17 protein-coding genes are annotated in these 17,216 nt (G+C 34.6%); 7 read left to right on the plus strand and 10 right to left on the minus strand.

What is annotated here, in order from left to right; translation table 11 throughout:
- Positions 1-18: 18 nt before the first annotated feature.
- From nirD to BN863_RS03290, 7 genes are all read left to right on the plus strand, one after another.
- Complete coding sequence (gene nirD, locus BN863_RS03260) at positions 19-396, plus strand: nitrite reductase small subunit NirD (RefSeq protein ID WP_038527511.1); 378 nt, start codon at positions 19-21, stop codon at positions 394-396.
- A 30-nt stretch (positions 397-426) separates the two neighbouring features.
- Complete coding sequence (locus tag BN863_RS03265; RefSeq protein ID WP_038527513.1) at positions 427-1,008, plus strand: DUF4202 domain-containing protein; 582 nt, start codon at positions 427-429, stop codon at positions 1,006-1,008.
- Positions 1,009-1,021: 13 nt separating this feature from the next.
- Positions 1,022-2,836 carry a sensor histidine kinase gene (locus BN863_RS03270; protein ID WP_038527516.1) on the plus strand — a complete coding sequence of 605 codons (1,815 nt, stop codon included), beginning with the start codon at positions 1,022-1,024 and terminating at the stop codon, positions 2,834-2,836.
- A 64-nt stretch (positions 2,837-2,900) separates the two neighbouring features.
- Positions 2,901-3,554 (plus strand): response regulator, encoded by a 654-nt coding sequence (locus BN863_RS03275; RefSeq protein WP_038527519.1) that lies wholly within the window; start codon positions 2,901-2,903, stop codon positions 3,552-3,554.
- 176 nt (positions 3,555-3,730) lie between these two features.
- Complete coding sequence (locus tag BN863_RS03280) at positions 3,731-5,146, plus strand: MFS transporter (RefSeq protein WP_038527522.1); 1,416 nt, start codon at positions 3,731-3,733, stop codon at positions 5,144-5,146.
- 80 nt (positions 5,147-5,226) lie between these two features.
- On the plus strand, positions 5,227-8,751 hold the full coding sequence (locus BN863_RS03285) for a nitrate reductase (RefSeq protein WP_038527524.1): 3,525 nt from the start codon (positions 5,227-5,229) through the stop codon (positions 8,749-8,751).
- The gene (locus BN863_RS03290) at positions 8,748-10,187 is read left to right on the plus strand and encodes a rubredoxin (RefSeq protein ID WP_038527527.1); all 1,440 of its coding nucleotides are present in this window, start codon (positions 8,748-8,750) and stop codon (positions 10,185-10,187) included. Before BN863_RS03285 ends, BN863_RS03290 begins: the two co-directional genes overlap by 4 nt.
- Here the strand turns inward: BN863_RS03290 and moaA are convergent.
- The 10 genes from moaA to BN863_RS03340 all read right to left on the minus strand — a co-directional run bounded on the left by moaA (position 10,184) and on the right by BN863_RS03340 (position 17,169).
- Positions 10,184-11,191, minus strand: a complete 1,008-nt coding sequence (gene moaA, locus BN863_RS03295) for a GTP 3',8-cyclase MoaA (protein ID WP_038527530.1) — start codon at positions 11,189-11,191, stop codon at positions 10,184-10,186. The two genes, BN863_RS03290 and moaA, sit on opposite strands and share 4 nt — an antisense overlap.
- Position 11,192: 1 nt before the next feature.
- Positions 11,193-12,098, minus strand: coding sequence for a bifunctional molybdenum cofactor biosynthesis protein MoaC/MoaB (moaCB, locus tag BN863_RS03300; protein ID WP_038527533.1), 906 nt, complete (start codon positions 12,096-12,098; stop codon positions 11,193-11,195).
- Positions 12,099-12,104: 6 nt separating this feature from the next.
- A complete protein-coding gene (locus tag BN863_RS03305) occupies positions 12,105-12,542 on the minus strand; it encodes a molybdenum cofactor biosynthesis protein MoaE (protein ID WP_038527536.1) in 438 nt (145 codons plus the stop codon).
- A 164-nt stretch (positions 12,543-12,706) separates the two neighbouring features.
- Positions 12,707-12,943 carry a MoaD/ThiS family protein gene (locus BN863_RS03310; protein WP_038527539.1) on the minus strand — a complete coding sequence of 79 codons (237 nt, stop codon included), beginning with the start codon at positions 12,941-12,943 and terminating at the stop codon, positions 12,707-12,709.
- Positions 12,944-12,947: 4 nt separating this feature from the next.
- Complete coding sequence (locus BN863_RS03315) at positions 12,948-13,532, minus strand: precorrin-2 dehydrogenase/sirohydrochlorin ferrochelatase family protein (protein ID WP_038527541.1); 585 nt, start codon at positions 13,530-13,532, stop codon at positions 12,948-12,950.
- Position 13,533: 1 nt separating this feature from the next.
- Entirely contained in the window at positions 13,534-14,343 is an 810-nt protein-coding gene (gene cobA, locus BN863_RS03320; RefSeq protein WP_038527543.1) for a uroporphyrinogen-III C-methyltransferase, read from the minus strand.
- A complete protein-coding gene (locus tag BN863_RS03325) occupies positions 14,340-14,924 on the minus strand; it encodes a molybdenum cofactor guanylyltransferase (RefSeq protein WP_038527544.1) in 585 nt (194 codons plus the stop codon). Before BN863_RS03325 ends, cobA begins: the two co-directional genes overlap by 4 nt.
- Positions 14,924-15,670, minus strand: a complete 747-nt coding sequence (locus tag BN863_RS03330) for a sulfite exporter TauE/SafE family protein (RefSeq protein ID WP_038527546.1) — start codon at positions 15,668-15,670, stop codon at positions 14,924-14,926. The genes BN863_RS03325 and BN863_RS03330 overlap by 1 nt, the downstream gene beginning before the upstream one ends.
- On the minus strand, positions 15,657-15,995 hold the full coding sequence (locus BN863_RS03335) for a winged helix-turn-helix domain-containing protein (protein WP_038533069.1): 339 nt from the start codon (positions 15,993-15,995) through the stop codon (positions 15,657-15,659). The genes BN863_RS03330 and BN863_RS03335 overlap by 14 nt, the downstream gene beginning before the upstream one ends.
- Positions 15,985-17,169, minus strand: coding sequence for a molybdopterin molybdotransferase MoeA (locus BN863_RS03340; RefSeq protein ID WP_038527548.1), 1,185 nt, complete (start codon positions 17,167-17,169; stop codon positions 15,985-15,987). Before BN863_RS03340 ends, BN863_RS03335 begins: the two co-directional genes overlap by 11 nt.
- Positions 17,170-17,216 lie beyond the last annotated feature (47 nt).

Genomic DNA, 17,216 nt, shown 5'->3' on the forward strand with positions numbered 1-17,216 from the left:
GTTTTAAAACACATAATTATGGAAAAAGTAATATCTAAGTACAAAACAACGACTCAAGAAGATGTTAAGGTTTGGTTTAAAGCAGCTTCAACAGAAGCATTTCCAAACGATGGTGGTGCATGCGTAAAATATAAAGATTTACAAATTGCTGTATTTAACTTTTCGAGATTGAATACCTGGTATGCTTGTCAGAATTTATCACCAGAAAAACAAGAAATGGTGTTGTCTCGAGGGATGTTAGGAGATCAAAAAGGAACGCCTAAGATTGCTTGTCCGTTGCATAAAAAAACATTTTCATTAGAGACTGGCGAAAATTTAAATGGCGATTTAAATCCTATAGCAATTTATCCTGTAAAAATAGAAGACAACTTTGTGTATATCGGATTTTCTGAATAGATTTGGTAGATATCAAAAAACTTTAAAATTGTGAATACAAAATTCGAACAGGCTATAGCATTAATTGATGAGAAAAATGCTCAAGATTTAAATCGTGAAATCAGTAATGGCGAATCAATTCCAAAAGAATTGTTGTATTCACAACGCATGACAGAGTGTTTGTTAGATTATATGCCTACAGCTTCCGAGGCTTTACAAATTGCAGCGCGTGCACAGCACATTTGTCGTTGGGAAATTCCAAGAAACGACTATCCAATGACAAAAGCTGGATACATGAACTGGCGTAACGATCTTAAAAAATTACACGGAACTATTGCAGGTGAAATTTTAGAATCTGTAGGTTATGAAGCCGATTTTGTGGAACGTGTTCAGTTTTTAATGAGTAAAAAATCATTTAAAAAAGATCCAGATTCACAAACATTAGAAGATGTTGTGTGCTTGGTGTTTTTACAACATTATTTTGAAGCATTTGCAAGTAAACACGACGACGAAAAACTAATAGACATCGTACAAAAAACATGGAATAAAATGTCTGATGCAGCACATAAGAAAGCAATGACATTAACGTATTCTGAAGATAGCTTTAAACTTATTGAAAAAGCTTTATCATAAACATCGTTATTAAATGAATGATCGCGGGAGGAATTCGTTAGATATTAGTACGTTTAATAGACTCCGTCGGTTATATATTTTTGCCTTAGGTGCTATTGCTTGCTCGGTTATTATAAGCCAAATTATAATTCGAGATTTCTTAAGTAATCAGCAAGAAGATTCTACCATTATAAATGTTGCTGGGCGGCAACGTATGCTTAGTCAGAAACTAAGTAAAGAAGTGCTTTTAATAGCAAATGCTACCAATTTTCAAGAGCGTTTAGTTTTAAAAGACACATTAAAAGAAACGATTAACCGTTGGAAAATTTCTCATTTGGCGCTGCAAGAAGGTAGTGACAGCTTAAAACTTTCTGGAACGAATAGCGAAAAAAATGTAACGCTATTTAATCGCCTTCAAACTCCATTTTCTGTCATATTCGAAGCATCTCAGCATATTGTTACCGCTTTAGAAAATAATCCGAATATAGATTTTGAAACCTTAAAACCTTACGAAAAACAGGTTACAGCTAACGAGTATCAGTTTTTAACGATTATGGATACTATCGTGAATCAATACGATTCTGAGGCAAACGATAAAGTAAATCTCTTACGCCATTGGGAATTACTTTTAATGATTTTTACGCTTCTACTCTTGTTTTTAGAATTCTTATTTATTTTTAAACCGACAGCTAGAATGGTAAGACAAACCATTTCTAAATTATTACGATCGGAATCTCATGCTATAAAAACGGCACATGAAGCCGATGTGTTGCGCGAAGAAAACGAAAAATCGGTTAAAGAACTTCGTATTCTAAATCAGGCTATGGATAAAACGCTGTTGTTTGCTCGTGTGACTTCAGAGGGAGAAATTATTCATATTGGCGATAAGTTTTCAAAATTATTCAATCAGACTAAATTCAATATCAACCTTAATTTTTCAGAGTTAATATCTACAGGGAAAAACGATCAACAATATATTGAACATATATTGAAAACATATAAAAAAACAGGTTGGCAAGGAGAAATTAAAGCATCTAAAACAGAAGGAGAAGTCATTTGGCTAGAAATGTATTTAATCCCGATTCATTCCCAAATCGAAAAATCTGAGATTCTCATCATCGCTTCAGATATAACAGAAAAGAAACAAACGCAATTAGATTTAGAATCTCTAACTAAGTCGAGTTATGAAGAGAAAATGAATCAGCAAAAAATAATCTCATCAAAGATTATTGAAAATCAAGAGCAGGAACAAAACCGAATAGCAAAAGATATTCACGATGGTATAGGACAAATGTTAACGGGGCTTAAGTATAATTTAGAAAGTGTAAATTTAAACGACCTCGAAAAGGCAGCTTCCAAAATAGAACATCTTAAAAGTTTAACGGGAGATATCATTCAAGGTGTGCGTGCCGCAACCTTTAATTTAACGCCTCCAGAATTAAGCGATTATGGTATTGTGCCGGCATTATCTAAGCTTACTCAAGAATTGTCTAGACTTACAGGGAAGAATATCGAGCTTTACAATCGTACAAATTTTAATAGACGTTTAGATTCTTTGTTAGAAATTAACATGTATAGAATAACTCAAGAAGCCATAAATAACGCTATAAAATATGCAGATTCTACGTATATATTAGTGTCGATTTCTCATAGCGAACATATGCTAAGTATTACTATAGACGACGATGGTAAAGGGTTTGATGTTAACAGACCAAAAAACATTAGAACGGGTATTGGTGGTATGGGGATGACTTTTATGAATGAGCGTATTAACTATATTAATGGTCGCCTGTTTTTACATTCTTCTGAAGAAACAGGGACACGAATCACCTTAAATATCCCGATATAATTCACGGTATTTACTTAATTTTTGATTATTTTGCTACGTATTAATTTTTTGAAGTTATAAGTAGATGATAAATGTAGTGTTGGCAGACGACCATATTTTGGTGCGTGATGGTATTAAGTCTTTATTAGAAGATCAAGACGGTGTTTGTGTTATAGATGAAGCATCCGATGGTAAGGAAGCTTTAGAAGTTGTAAATGCAAGTAATCCAGATGTTTTAATTGTAGATATACGTATGCCAGAAATGAACGGTATCGAAGTTGTGGCTGCTTTAAAGAAAAGTAATAATACCGTAAAAACCTTGGTGCTTTCTATGCACGACTCAGAAGAATACGTGTTAAATGCTATAAATGCAGGCGCAGATGGCTATTTGTTAAAAGGGTCAAGTAAAGAAGAATTTATGAAAGCACTTCAAATGATTGCCTCTGGAGGTAAGTATTTTAGTGGAGACGTGTCTTCTATAATTGTGAATAGTATGACCAAGAATAGAGGGATTCCATCCGAAACTGTAGAAAAACCAGAATCTATTTTTAAACTTACTAAACGCGAAAAGCAAATCTTAGCTTTGGTGTTAGACGGAAAGAGTAATAAGGAAATAGCTGAAGAATTGGATGTTAGCAAAAGAACAGCAGAAGTACACCGATTTAATTTAATGAAAAAATTAGATGTTAAAAACCTTATAGAGCTTACACGAGTAGCATCTAAGTATCAATTAGTGTAATACTTAGAACTATATATCATTATATTTTAGCTTTTTAAGCCCTCTTTTTGAAAGATTAATAATTTAAACCTAAAATTTTATTAGGTACGTAATAATTGAAAATATACGTAATTTAATACGTAGTAATTAAGTATTAATACTTAATTTTATCACACTAACGTATAAATTCAATTATTATGAGTTCTACAAAAGCTACAAAATTAGATCTTTTAAATTTTAAAAGCCTTCCAATTCGCACGTTTTGGATTACATCAATTGCCTTTTTCTTATGCTTCTTTGCTTGGTTTGGTATCGTACCATTCATGCCAGATGTTGTAAAAGATTTAGGGCTAACGCCGTCTCAAAAATGGAATTCCATTATTCTTGCCGTATCGGGTACTGTTTTCGCTCGTTTATTAATCGGTAAGCTTTGCGATAAATATGGACCCCGTTTATGTTATTCTTGGTTACTTGTTTTAGGAGCAATACCTGTAATTATATTGGGGTTTGTACAAACACCTCTTCAATTTTTAATCTGTAGATTCTTTATTGGGTTTATTGGAGCATCATTTGTTATTACACAATTTCATACATCAATTATGTTTGCACCTAATATTGTAGGAACAGCGAATGCGACTTCTGCAGGTTGGGGAAACTTAGGTGGTGGTGCTAACCGTTTAGGGATGCCTTTAATTGCAGCAGCAGTTGTAGCTTTTGGAGCAGCAGAATCTGAAGCTTGGAGATACTCAATGATTATAGCTGGAGTGGTTTGCTTTTTAATGGGACTTGTATATTATAATTTTACGCAGGACACTTTAGATGGGAATTATAAAGATTTAAAGGCATCGGGTAATATGCCTCAAACCAAGAAAGATGATGTTGGTTTTATGGAAGCGGTTAAAGATTACCGTGTTTGGATATTATTCTTTGTCTATGCAGCTTGTTTCGGAATTGAATTAACGGTCTATGGAACTATGGACGATTATCTTCAGAATACGTTTCAATTAGAGCGTGTAACAGCTGGAAACATCGTGTTATCTTTTGCCTTAATGAATATTTTTGCTAGAACATTAGGAGGTTTCTTCGGAGACTTATTCGGAAAACTAAAAGGCGTTCGCGGGCGTGTTTTATTCCTTGCCGCAATATTAGCTATAGAAGGTGTTATGTTAGCCTTATTCTCTACAGCTACTGGAATAGTAGTGGGAATCTCGCTTTTAATCTTATTTAGTTTGTCAGTACAAATGGCAGAAGGAGCTACGTTCTCGGTTGTACCATTTGTAAACTCAAAAGCAATAGGTTCTATCTCAGGAATTGTTGGAGCAGGAGGGAATGTTGGAGCCTTTTTAGCCGCTATATTATTAAAATCTAAATCGGCTGTGGCAGAAAAAGCAGCAATAACAGCAAGTGAAGGTATGGGCGCAGAAGCAGTTCAGGCAGCTCAGGCAGCAGCAGCTTCGGCAGCAGTATCTAGTGGGTTTTTATTAATTGGTGGTATTGTAATAGTAGTTGCGGTAGGAACATTAGCTATTAAATTTGCTACAGCAACAGACAACGTTACTGAAGAAGAATATGATGAGGAATATGACACTCAAATGACAACACAGTCCATATAAAATACGATTAAAAAATACAGTGATGTAATAATAGTTTTATTACATTTAAAATGAATAGACAAATGTATTAAGTACATATGATGCCTCAAAAAGATATTAAAACAACGTGTTCGTACTGTGGTGTAGGCTGTGGTATCATTGTTAAGAAGGATGAAAACAACAAAGTTTATGTGGAAGGCGATAAAGACCATCCGGTAAACCGAGGGATGTTATGCTCTAAAGGCATGAATTTGCACTATGTAGCAAACGATGTGTCCGACAGATTATTACATCCGCAAATGCGATGGAGTAAGTCGCATCCTTTAGAACGCGTAAGTTGGGATACTGCTTTGGATCGTGCAGCAAAAGTTTTTAAATCGGTTATTCAAAAGTACGGTCCAGATAGTGTTGGGTTTTATGTGTCTGGGCAGTGCTTAACCGAGGAATATTATATTGCTAATAAATTAACTAAAGGGTTTTTAGGAACAAATAACATCGATACCAATTCGCGATTATGTATGAGCTCGGCAGTTGTTGGGTATAAGAAAACATTTGGTGAAGATTCTGTGCCAATTTCTTATGCAGATATCGAATTAGCCGATTGTTTTTTAATTACTGGAGCAAATCCAGCTTGGTGTCATCCTATATTGTTTAGACGCATTGAGCAACATAAAGAGAAAAACCCAAATGTAAAAATTCTGGTTGTAGACCCTCGGAAAACCGATTCTGCTAATTTTGCAGATGTTCACCTTCAAATCTTACCAGGTACAGATGTTATTTTATATAATGCTATTGGAAGACGTTTAATTGAGCGTCGTATGATTGATAAAAACTTCATTAAAAATCATACAGATAATTTTGAAAAATATAAAAAGCAAGTGCTTTCTACGTCCTTAAAAGAAGCGGCGAAAATTTGTGGGATTACTGTAGATGAAATTAAGAAAGCAGCTCAAATTATTGGAACGTCTAAAGCGTTTATTAGTATGTGGGCCATGGGGCTTAATCAAAGCGCGATTGGGACGCATAAGAATTATTCACTTTTAAATTTATCTTTAATTACTGGGCAAGTCGGTAAACCTGGTTCTGGTCCGTTTTCGTTAACAGGTCAGCCTAATGCTATGGGGGGACGAGAAGTAGGAGGTATGGCTAATTTATTAGCGGTACATAAAGATTTATTTAATGAAAAACACCGTCAAGAAGTTGCCGATTTTTGGAAGGTTGATAAAATTTCAGACAAAGCAGGATATACTGCTACCGAAATGTTTGATGCATTAGAATCTGGTAAAATGAAAGCGGTGTGGATTGTATGTACAAATCCTATGGTGAGTATGCCAAATGCTCATCAAATAGAAAAGGCTTTAAAGAAAGCTAAGTTTGTTGTGGTTCAAGATATTTCGAACCGATCGGATACTTTAGAGCATGCAGATTTGGTATTGCCAGCAGCTGCTTGGTTAGAAAAGGAAGGGACAATGACAAATTCGGAACGTCGTATTTCGTATTTACCTAAAGGTATTGAGGCGCCTGGTGAAGCAAAACCTGATGTTGAAATTCTATGTGAATTCGCTCAGAAAATGGGATTCGATGGTTTTAATTATAATTCTACTGCTGAAATCTATCAGGAATATGCAGAGATGACTAAAGGCTCTAACATTGATGTTTCAGAATTAAATTACGATAGATTAAAAACCGAAGGTACTTTTCAGTGGCCAGTTTCAGAATCAGAACAAGGTGGGACACCGCGTTTGTTTCAAGATAAAAAATTCTATACACCGTCGCAAAATGCGGTGTTTAATGTGCCTGACTTTGTAAATAATACATCCGATTTGCCAAACGAAACTTATCCGTTAATTTTAACAACAGGACGAGTGCGAGATCAATGGCACACCATGACCAAAACTGGAAAAGTATCGCGTTTAAAAACGCATTATTCTACACCAGTTTTAGAGATTAGTCCTGTAGATGCTTTTATAAATAAAATAAAAGATGGTGACGTTGTAGACGTAAAAAGTGGAAAAGGTGTTGTTCGGGTTCGTGCAAAAGTTACCGATAGCGTTAAAAATGGTGTGGTATTTTTACCAATGCACTGGGGGAAACAATTGCAAAGCGATTTAAACCGTGCAAACAATTTAACACATACCATTGTAGATCCGGTGTCTAAGGAACCTGACTTTAAATATACTCGAGTTTCAGTTTCAAAATATAAGAAAAACAAGGAGAAAATACTTGTTGTTGGTGCAGGAGCTGCGGCTTTTCGTTTTATTCAAAATTATAGAGAACATAGCGAAGAGGATGCAATTGTTGTATTTTCAAAAGAAAAAAATCCGTTTTATAATCGGGTTTTACTTCCTGAATATGTGACCGAAGAACTTACTTGGGAACAACTTCAAAAAATAAAAGAAAAAGAACTGAAGAAACTTCAAATCGAATTATATTCAGATACCTATATTGTAGAAATAGATCGCGACAATAAATTAGCGACAGATAATCATGGAAATCATCATGCTTACGATAAGTTAATTATGGCTACAGGAAGTCGTTCCTTTGTACCTAATAATGTACAACTAAATCTTCCTGGCCGATTTACATTGCGGTCTAAAGATGATGCCGATCGTTTTAAAGCATATTTAGACGGAACAAATTTAAAAGCCGAAGATCAGCATGTTACTATTGTTGGAGGTGGACTTTTAGGTTTAGAACTTGCGGCCGCTTTAAAACATAGAAATGTAAATACAACCATTATACAGCGAGCGTCTAATTTAATGGAACGCCAATTAGATGCCATTTCTTGTAAATTGTTAGCCAAACATGTGCAAGAGTTAGGAATTCAGATTTACTTTTCCAATGAAGTAAGTACTGTTTTTGATGACGACGACACTAAAAACGCATTAAATATCACTTTAAAAAGTGGAAAAACATTTAAGTCTAATGCTATTGTTTATGCCATTGGGACACGTCCGAATATAGAAATAGCAAAGTCTAGCGGTGTGGCTTGTGGTCGTGGTATAAAAGTAAATCAGCATTTACAATCGTCGGATCCAAATATTTTTGCCATTGGAGAAATTGCCGAATTCAATAATAATATTTTAGGAATTACCTCTGCGGCAGAAGAGCAAGCCGCTATTCTTGCAAATTATTTAGCAGGTGATATAAGTAGTGTTTATAAAGGTTCTGTTTCTATGAATATTTTAAAGTTTAGCGACCTTGATCTTTGTAGTTTAGGAAATTTGTCTGTACCAGAAAATGATAACAGTTACGAAGAAATCATTTTTATGGACATGTCTAAACGCTACTATAAAAAATGTATTGTAAAAGACGACTTATTAGTAGGTGCAGTATTGATGGGCGATAAGAACGAATTTGCAGAATTTAAAACCCTTATAGAAAGTAAAGTAGAACTGTCTGATAAACGTGATAAATTGTTGCGAGGCGCATCTAACGACAAACCAATGCTGGGTAAATTAGTGTGTTCTTGTAGTCAAGTTGGAGAAGGAAATATAACAGAAGCCATTACTAATGGGTGTACAAATTTCACGGAATTATGTAACCAAACGGGAGCAGGATTAGGATGCGGAAGTTGTAAAACGGAAGTGAAAGAGATATTAAATAATCATAAAGTTTTAGCATGATGAAAACGTTATCTAGATTAATTGTAAAAGGAGGCGTGTTATCGCCAGGAGAATTAAAATCGATTTGTTTAACAGCAGAAGGTTTAGGATTAGACACGATTTCTTTTGGGTCTAGACAAGATATTTTAATTTCAGAAAACATTGAAACGCAGGCTTTAGAATCTATAGAAAACCTGCAAGTTGTACCCGCTCACGGCGAAGGTTCTGTAAATATTGTATCGTCTTATGTTAGTGCTGGAATTTTTTCAAGTACATCATGGTTAACAGGCGATAAGTATTTATATGTTTTAGAACAATTTAGAACGCACCCGCAATTAAAAGTTAATATTACAGATCCTAGACAGCGTTTGGTGCCATTGTTTACGGGACATTTAAATTTTATAGCCTCAGAACATGAAGATTATTGGTACTTGTATGTACGTTTGCCAGAATGGGAAGAAGCAGAAGTATATCCGGCTTTAATTTACAGTTGGGATATGGCTAAAATTCAAACCACAATTGAAGGACTTTTACAAGAAGAACCAGAAAGTGTCGAAATGATTTTCGATTTAGTAAATGATGCAATCGATACCAATAACAGAACTATAGACAAGCCTTTAAAAGTACCGTTTTATCCGTTTCCGTATTATGAAGGGATGAATAGAATTGGAAACGATAAGTATTGGTTAGGATTGTATTGGAGGAATAATAAATACGATTTAGAGTTTCTGAAAGCAATGTGCGATTTGTGTTCGGATTGTAAAATTGGAAAAATTTCTATAACACCTTGGAAGTCGTTTATCGTGAAAGACATTCCGAATGAATCTAAATTGATTTGGGAAAAATTCTTAGGGAAATTCGGAATCAATGTGCGTCACTCCATGTTAGAATTAAATTGGCATTTGCCAGTTGGTAAAGAGGAAGCTTTAAAATTGAAGAAGTATTTGGTAACTAATTTCGATCAGAACGATATTAGTACTTATGGTTTAACATTCGCGATTACAGAATATACTAAAAAAGCTTATTACTTCACATCTATAGTTATCGAAAAAAATGAGCAACCAAGTTTGCCTGATTTTAAAATAAGAGATACTTATAATTTATTATACGCTAAGAATTTCGACCCTAATTCTAGAGAATATATCACGCATGTGCAAGATATTGATCAAGTGGAATTACCAGGCTTGCTTATGGAATTAAGTCAGTTGTATTTTGAGCAATTAGGAACCGAACGCGACGAAGAAAAATTAGCTAAAGTAGACAACGAGTGTGAAGATGTTGAGGTGTATCAATGTCAAGATTGTTTTACCGTTTACAACGAAATGTATGGCGATGAAACGCAACACATTGCTCCTAATACACCATTCTCAGCTCTGCCAGAAACTTATGAATGTTCACTATGCGAAGCTCCAAAATCAAATTTTAATAAAATTACGCAACGTGTGTGGCAAGATTAGCCACCAATGGTAATCATACTTCTATTATTAGTATGGTTTTCTGGATTGTTTAGTGTTTCAAAATCGGTCATCCCTGCACGAACTGCATATTTCTTTTTAATTAAATTAGAGATAAGCGGTTCTATATTTTTATCTTGTCTGTAGGCTTCTAAAAGATTTGTTTCTTGGTTCGAGAATAAACAGTTTTTTATATTTCCGTTAGCGGTTAATCGAATGCGGTTACAACTATCGCAAAACGGATTACTCACCGAACTGATGATTCCAAAAGTACCTTTATATCCTTTTATCTGATAATTTCGAGAGGTGAAATTGGCTTCGTTTTCAAGTGAAATCACATCCTGTCTACCAAAGTGTGCATGTGTTTGTTCTAAAATTTCAGCTTGGGTAACAAGCTTTTCTTTATTCCAATTATTACCATCAAAAGGCATGAATTCTATAAAACGAATTGCAATAGGAAGGTGTTTTGTGAATGCAATAAAATCTATAATTTCATCATCATTAAATCCTTTAATTAAAACCACATTCATTTTTACATTGAAGCCTTGTTCTAACAACAGAATAATATTGTTGTAAGCAGCTTTAAACTGATTTCTTCGGGTTATAAATGTAAATTTATCGGCTTGTAAACTGTCTAAACTTACATTAATATCTTGCAGTCCAGAGGCTTTAAAGTTATCAATAAATCGGTCTACAATAACCGCATTTGTCGTGATAGAAAGTTTTATGTTTAAGGTGGATAGACGTTCTAGAATTTTAGAAAAATCTTTTCTTACCAAAGGTTCACCACCCGTTAATCTAATTTTAGTTACACCATGTTTTACGAAAACAGTTGCGATTTTAAAAATCTCATCTGCTGTCATTATATTAGATTTAGGAGTTAATGGCACACCGTTTTCTGGCATACAATACGTACAACGCAAATTACATTTTTCGGTTAGCGAAATACGTAAATACGAATGATGGCGTCCAAAATTGTCGGTTAATATGTTGGTTTCGCTTTTCATATTAATGCTGCTGGCCTCTTAATATTTTAAAAATATGAAGCACGTGAGGAAATACGGCGTCCATAGATTCTTTAGCACCATTTGTAGAGCCTGGTAAAGCTAAAACAAGACAATTTCCAATAGTTCCTGCAACACTACGAGATAGCATGGCGTAAGGCATACGGTCTTGACCATAACTTCTAATGGCTTCTTCAATACCTGGAATACGGCGCTCTAAAATAGGTTCTAAAGCTTCGGGTGTAACATCGCGATACGATAACCCTGTGCCACCAGTGAAAATGATGAGGTTATTAGTCTCAGATAATGCGATGGCTTTATTTCTAATCAATTCAATTTCATCTGGAATAATATCGTAATTCTGAATAGAAACGTCATTAGCCTCTAGTTTTTCTATAATTGCCTTTCCTGCAAAATCTTCCTTTTTTCCATCAGAAATTGAGTCTGAACACACGATAACACTCGCATTTAAAGTTGAAATTTGTTTGTTATTGAAACTGCTCTTTCCTCCTTTTTTCTCAACTAATTTAATGGTCCCTATTTCAATCTGCTTGTCTATTGGCTTCAGCATGTCGTACATGGTAAGTGCAACTACAGATGCCCCGTGCATGGCTTCTACTTCAACACCAGTCTTATATATGGTTTTAACATTGAAAATAATATGAACTTCTAAACCTTCAATAGTGTAGGCGACAGATGTGAATTCGATAGGCAAGGGGTGGCAATCTGGAATAACGGTATGTGTGTTTTTAACAGCAAAAAGACCAGCCGTTTTAGCCATTTCGAACACGTTTCCTTTTGGAACCAAATTGTTCTGTAAAGTTTCAATCGTTTCAGGTTTACTTACTTTTACAATAGCCGTAGCGGTTGCGGTACGTAATGTTTTTATTTTGTGGGTAATGTCTACCATGTTATGTTACTTAATGTTAGTTTTCCATTGGTGGGTGTCGTCTTCAAAGATTTCTTTTCCAAAAATGGGCACTTTCTTTTTTATAATATTCACTAAATATTCTGTTGCAGCATACACTTCTTTACTGTGTTTAGCCGATACGAATACAAAAAAACAAATCTCTCCAGCTTTAATTTTTCCTAAACTGTGATAAATATGCATGCAGGTTAAATCGAAGGTTTTAAATGCTTTTTCACGAATTTCTGCAATTTGCTCTAACGCCATATCTTCGTAAGCAGTAAAATCTATGGCGGCTACGGTTTTGCCTTCAATCTCGTCGGCACGCACTTGACCTAAAAAAATATTGTGTCCGCCAATTGTATGCTTACTTTGGTGCTTTGCTATAGAATCTGAAATAAAGCTAGGAGAAATGGCACCTTCAATAAATACAGTTTTCTTTTTCATGAGTTTTACTTTTATAAATAGTCCGTATTAAAATAGTTAATTATATGTCATGCTGAAGGTGTTTCAGCACTCCATAAGTATTAAGAAATAAAGCATTTTATGTGAGACCTTGAAACATATTCAGGGTAACGAATATTTAGTACTTTATTCTAAATCATCTAAAATCATCCGCCTGCAAAAGGAGGCAATAAAGCGATTTCATCTTGAAACTGAAGTGTAATCTCCTCAGAACCCTGAATCAGTTTATGGTTTAATGCCACATGGAAAGACGCCGAGTTAAATTGGTATTTAACTTTTAAATCTTGAACCAATTCTGAAAGCGTTAACGGCTTAAATTCCAGTTGTTCTTCACTACATTGGGTCTGCTCTGCAAGCATACCAAAATATTTAATAGTAATCATTTGCTTATTTTTTTTTAGAGACGAATCCTTCTGTGATTTTGTTCATTTCATCTACTTTGTTTTGAAAATCACCTTTTAATGTTTTTCTGTACAGATTTAAATTGGATACCAATTCTGTGATATTTTCAGGAATCACTTCTTCGAAAAGTTGACGTAAACGTTTAGCGGTTGTTGGCGATTTTCCGTTAGTTGAAATGGCTATTTTTACATGACCTTTGGTAACAATTCCACCTAAATAGAAATCGCATTGGTCTGGTGTATCAGCAATATTTACAAGTAAATGTTTGGCTTTAGCATCTTGATTAATTTGAAGATTAACATCTAAATTATCGGTGCAACCAATTACAAAATGACGTTGTTCTAAATCTGAAATATCGTAAGCTTTCTGAATTAAATTTACATGAGGATGCTGATTTGCTAAGGTTTTTAATTCGTCTAAAAAGTCTATAGATATTACATCTACATTCGCATTTGGACTCGATTTTAATAAAAAGCTTAATTTTTCTAAACCAACATTTCCACCGCCAACAATAAGGACGTCTAGCTGATTTACTTTTAAAAACATTGGGTATAATTCGTTACGTTCCATGTTATTTTATTATTGGTTCTATGTTTAAATTTTGATATATAAAATCGTCCTCCATAAACTGTTCATTAAAATAGGTTAGTAAACTTTTATGTCCGTTTACAACTTCACCAATAATAATGATTGCGGGAGACGAGAGTTGTTGTTGTTCTACTAAATCTACAATAGTTTCAATAGTTCCAACAGCCTGTTTCGCTTCTTTTTTTGTGCCATTTTGTATAATTGCTATTGGCATATCTGCACGGTCGTTAGCTTTGTAAATGTCTGCAATTTCCGAAAGTTTAGACATGCCCATTAAAACTATAACCGTTGCGCTAGATTGTGCCGCTAATTTGACATCGTTAGAGAGTGAGCGACTAGATGTTGTTCCGGTAATTACCCAAAAACTTTCAGAAACTCTGCGTTGTGTTACAGGTATTCCAACCGAAGCAGGAACGGCGATTGCTGAGGTAATTCCAGGGATTATTGCCGTTTTAATGCCGTAACGTTCAAGGTAGTCGGTTTCTTCTTTACCGCGACCAAATACAAACGGATCACCACCTTTTAGGCGAACTACTTTGCCGTATTTCTGGGCGTAAGTTACTAACAAATCATTTATCTGATCTTGTGTATAGCTGTGGTTGCCTTTTCGTTTTCCAATATATAGTTTTACCGCGTCTGGAGCATGCTCTAAAATATCTTCATTCACTAAAGCATCGTATAACACCGCTTTAGCTTTTTTTAATGCCTTTACAGCTTTTAATGTTAGTAAATCTGGGTCGCCTGGCCCTGCGCCAACTAAGGTTACTTTAGGTTGAACATCTGCTTTCTTCATAATTTACGCTGTATTAAAGTTTGTAATTCGTCTTGGGTATTAATATTATAAAGGGCATCAAAATCTCGAGATGCCACTTGTATGCGATGATAAGTTGATGACTGAATTAAGCTCATCAATTTTAAATGATTTTGCTGAATAGCTGTTTCAAATTTTTCAAGATTATTAGTGCTATACATGCCAATTAATGGGTAATCTCTGGTACTGTCTGACACAAAAGCAATGTTTGAATTGATAACTTTTGAATTGATTAAATACCGATTTAAAATATGTGTCGATATCATTGGTATATCGCAACTTAATATTAAATTTTGTTGAGTATTTGTATGCGTTAATGCGGTGTGAATACCGCCAACAGGACCTTTATCTTTGTGAATATCTGCAACTAGTGGATACTTATAAATACTATAATCTGTGTTTTCTGTAATAAGAAATATATGATTTGAAATGGGTTTTACAGCATCTAAAATCCATTCTATAAACGGTTTCTTATTAAACACCACTAGGCCTTTCTCTGTCTGCATGCGAGAACTTTTTCCGCCACAAAGAATATAAACCGATATGTGTTTTTGTGTATTCATTAAAACATAAATAATTTAATTGATGCCAATAACAAAACGAACGACAACATATACGTTAGTTTTATATTCGAAAATTTTTGACTCCCATATTTAGCGCCTAATGTTCCGCCAATTAATGCAAACGGAATCAGGTAAAAAGATTCGGTTGGGAAACTGTCGTTTTTTAATAAAAACCCTATAATTCCAGACACAGAATTTACAAAAATAAATAAGGCCGAAACAGCAGCCGATTCTTTGGTAGTTCCCCAAGCTAGTAGTAATATTATCGGACTTAAAATGATGCCGCCACCAATACCAATCATACCAGAAAATAACCCAATACCACAGCCTATTAATAAAGCAAGCGGTAGATTTACAGATTTTTGAGTGTCTTGCTCTTTTTTGAAAATGCCTAGAATACGCAAAACAGCAATAATTAAAAACACACCTAAAATTTGTTTGTATAAAGTCGTGTTTATAGTAAGATACCCGCCAATAAAAGCGGCGGGAATTGAAGTTATGGCAAACGGATAAAAGAGTTTCCAATTAAAGTGTTTGTTCTTTTTGAAATACCAAAACGAAATCCCACTAACAAAAATATTTAAGAGTAATGCTGTTGGTTTTATAATTACAATAGGGAATGAAAATAAAGCCATTAACGCCAAATAGCCGCTCGCACCACCATGCCCAACCGATGCATACAAAAATGAAATGCATACCAGAATAACAGCAAATATGATGAATACGTTGGTGCTAAGAAATTCCATTAGTAACGGGCTTAAATTCGTTGTTTAAAAAAGTTTCGCATTTGTCATTTAAGTCTTCAAATTCTGCAATAAGTTGTTTTCCGTAAGCGGTTAATGTCGAGCTGCCTCCAGATTTTCCTCCAATAGATTTAACTAATAAAGGGGCGTCTGCCAACTGTTCCATATCATTCAATAAATTCCAAGCCTTTTTATAAGACATGTTTAGTGCTTTTGCTGCTGCGGTAATAGAATGTTCGCTATCTACCTTCTTTAGCAGTTTTATTTTTCCGTACCCTATAAAAGGCTTGCCATCTTTTTCAATCCAAATTCTACTTTTAATTTCCATAGCCATCTAAATTTATACAGGTTACGTGTTCTTGAGCTTCTAAATTTTCTACATCTTCAGGAATTGTTACCAAAACATTACTAGTGGCAAAGGTGTTTAACATAGACGATTGCTGACTTGGTAAAATACCTACGTTCCCATCTTTACAATAGCCCTTAAGAAATAGTGTTTTTCCTGTTGTGTTTTTAAATGCTGAATTTAGCTTTGCCTGTAATCTTGGTAAATGATAATCGCTAAATCCAGAATATTTTTTTAAAATAGGTAATACGTAGACGTAGAAAGCGGTTAATGCTGAAGCAGGATTTCCAGGAAGTGCAAATACAAATTGCTGGTCTTTTTTACCAAACCAAAGGGGTTTTCCTGGTTTCTGATTGATTTTATAAAACAATTCGTTTACATGATTATAATCTAACGCTTCTTTTACAAAATCGTAATCGCCAACAGAAATTCCTCCAGAGATTAATAGTATATCTCCGTAATCTAGAGCTTTTTTTATAGCTTTGTTAGTCGCTTTTAAAGTATCTTTGGCTTTAAATATTTTAATTTTTTTTATGCCAAAACGCTGTAATGCCATTTTAAGCATTACCGAATTGCTTTCGTAAATAGCACCGTCTTTTAAAGGTTTTCCATGTGTTTGTAATTCGTTACCTGTAACTAATACCGATACCTTTGGAGTGTTATATACTGCAATTTTTGAGATGCCTAATCCAGCTAAAAATCCAATGGCAGCTTCGTTTAATCGCGTGCCTTCTGTTAATACTTTATCTCCCGCATGAACTTGTTCGCCTACAGGTCTAACATTAGCACCTTGTCGTGGCATTTTTATAATACGTATACCGTCTGCATGTTTGCTAACATGTTCTTGCATAACTACAGTATCTGCAGTATCAGGAACTTTAGCTCCAGTAAAAATACGTACGGCTTCTAAAGGTTGTAGCGTAATGTGTTTCGCATCTCCGGCTTTAGATTCTTCTGTAACTTTATAGTCGGTGTTGTCGCTCCAAATAATTGCATAACCATCCATAGCCGATTGTCTAAACGATGGCATATTAATAGGAGCCAAAATGTCTTCTGCTAATATAAAACCTAGACTTTTAGAAATCTTCACCTTTTTAATATGGTGTACGATTTTAGTCGTGTCTATAATGTGTAATGCTTGTTGAACCGATATCATAAATTAAAGCGTTATGTCCTGACGAATATAACGAAATAAAATGCTTA

Source organism: Formosa agariphila KMM 3901, from assembly GCF_000723205.1.
GTDB lineage: Bacteria > Bacteroidota > Bacteroidia > Flavobacteriales > Flavobacteriaceae > Formosa > Formosa agariphila.

What these genes read in the sequence shown, in the direction of transcription:
- BN863_RS03275 (WP_038527519.1), top strand. Translation starts at nt 2,901, where the DNA reads ATGATAAATGTAGTGTTGGCAGACGACCATATTTTGGTGCGTGATGGT.
- cobA (WP_038527543.1), bottom strand. Translation starts at nt 14,343, where the DNA reads ATGAAGAAAGCAGATGTTCAACCTAAAGTAACCTTAGTTGGCGCAGGG.
- BN863_RS03340 (WP_038527548.1), bottom strand. Translation starts at nt 17,169, where the DNA reads ATGATATCGGTTCAACAAGCATTACACATTATAGACACGACTAAAATC.
- BN863_RS03325 (WP_038527544.1), bottom strand. Translation starts at nt 14,924, where the DNA reads ATGAATACACAAAAACACATATCGGTTTATATTCTTTGTGGCGGAAAA.
- BN863_RS03315 (WP_038527541.1), bottom strand. Translation starts at nt 13,532, where the DNA reads ATGGAACGTAACGAATTATACCCAATGTTTTTAAAAGTAAATCAGCTA.
- BN863_RS03270 (WP_038527516.1), top strand. Translation starts at nt 1,022, where the DNA reads ATGAATGATCGCGGGAGGAATTCGTTAGATATTAGTACGTTTAATAGA.
- BN863_RS03330 (WP_038527546.1), bottom strand. Translation starts at nt 15,670, where the DNA reads ATGGAATTTCTTAGCACCAACGTATTCATCATATTTGCTGTTATTCTG.
- BN863_RS03305 (WP_038527536.1), bottom strand. Translation starts at nt 12,542, where the DNA reads ATGAAAAAGAAAACTGTATTTATTGAAGGTGCCATTTCTCCTAGCTTT.
- moaCB (WP_038527533.1), bottom strand. Translation starts at nt 12,098, where the DNA reads ATGGTAGACATTACCCACAAAATAAAAACATTACGTACCGCAACCGCT.
- BN863_RS03310 (WP_038527539.1), bottom strand. Translation starts at nt 12,943, where the DNA reads ATGATTACTATTAAATATTTTGGTATGCTTGCAGAGCAGACCCAATGT.
- nirD (WP_038527511.1), top strand. Translation starts at nt 19, where the DNA reads ATGGAAAAAGTAATATCTAAGTACAAAACAACGACTCAAGAAGATGTT.
- BN863_RS03335 (WP_038533069.1), bottom strand. Translation starts at nt 15,995, where the DNA reads ATGGAAATTAAAAGTAGAATTTGGATTGAAAAAGATGGCAAGCCTTTT.
- BN863_RS03280 (WP_038527522.1), top strand. Translation starts at nt 3,731, where the DNA reads ATGAGTTCTACAAAAGCTACAAAATTAGATCTTTTAAATTTTAAAAGC.
- BN863_RS03290 (WP_038527527.1), top strand. Translation starts at nt 8,748, where the DNA reads ATGATGAAAACGTTATCTAGATTAATTGTAAAAGGAGGCGTGTTATCG.
- moaA (WP_038527530.1), bottom strand. Translation starts at nt 11,191, where the DNA reads ATGAAAAGCGAAACCAACATATTAACCGACAATTTTGGACGCCATCAT.
- BN863_RS03285 (WP_038527524.1), top strand. Translation starts at nt 5,227, where the DNA reads ATGCCTCAAAAAGATATTAAAACAACGTGTTCGTACTGTGGTGTAGGC.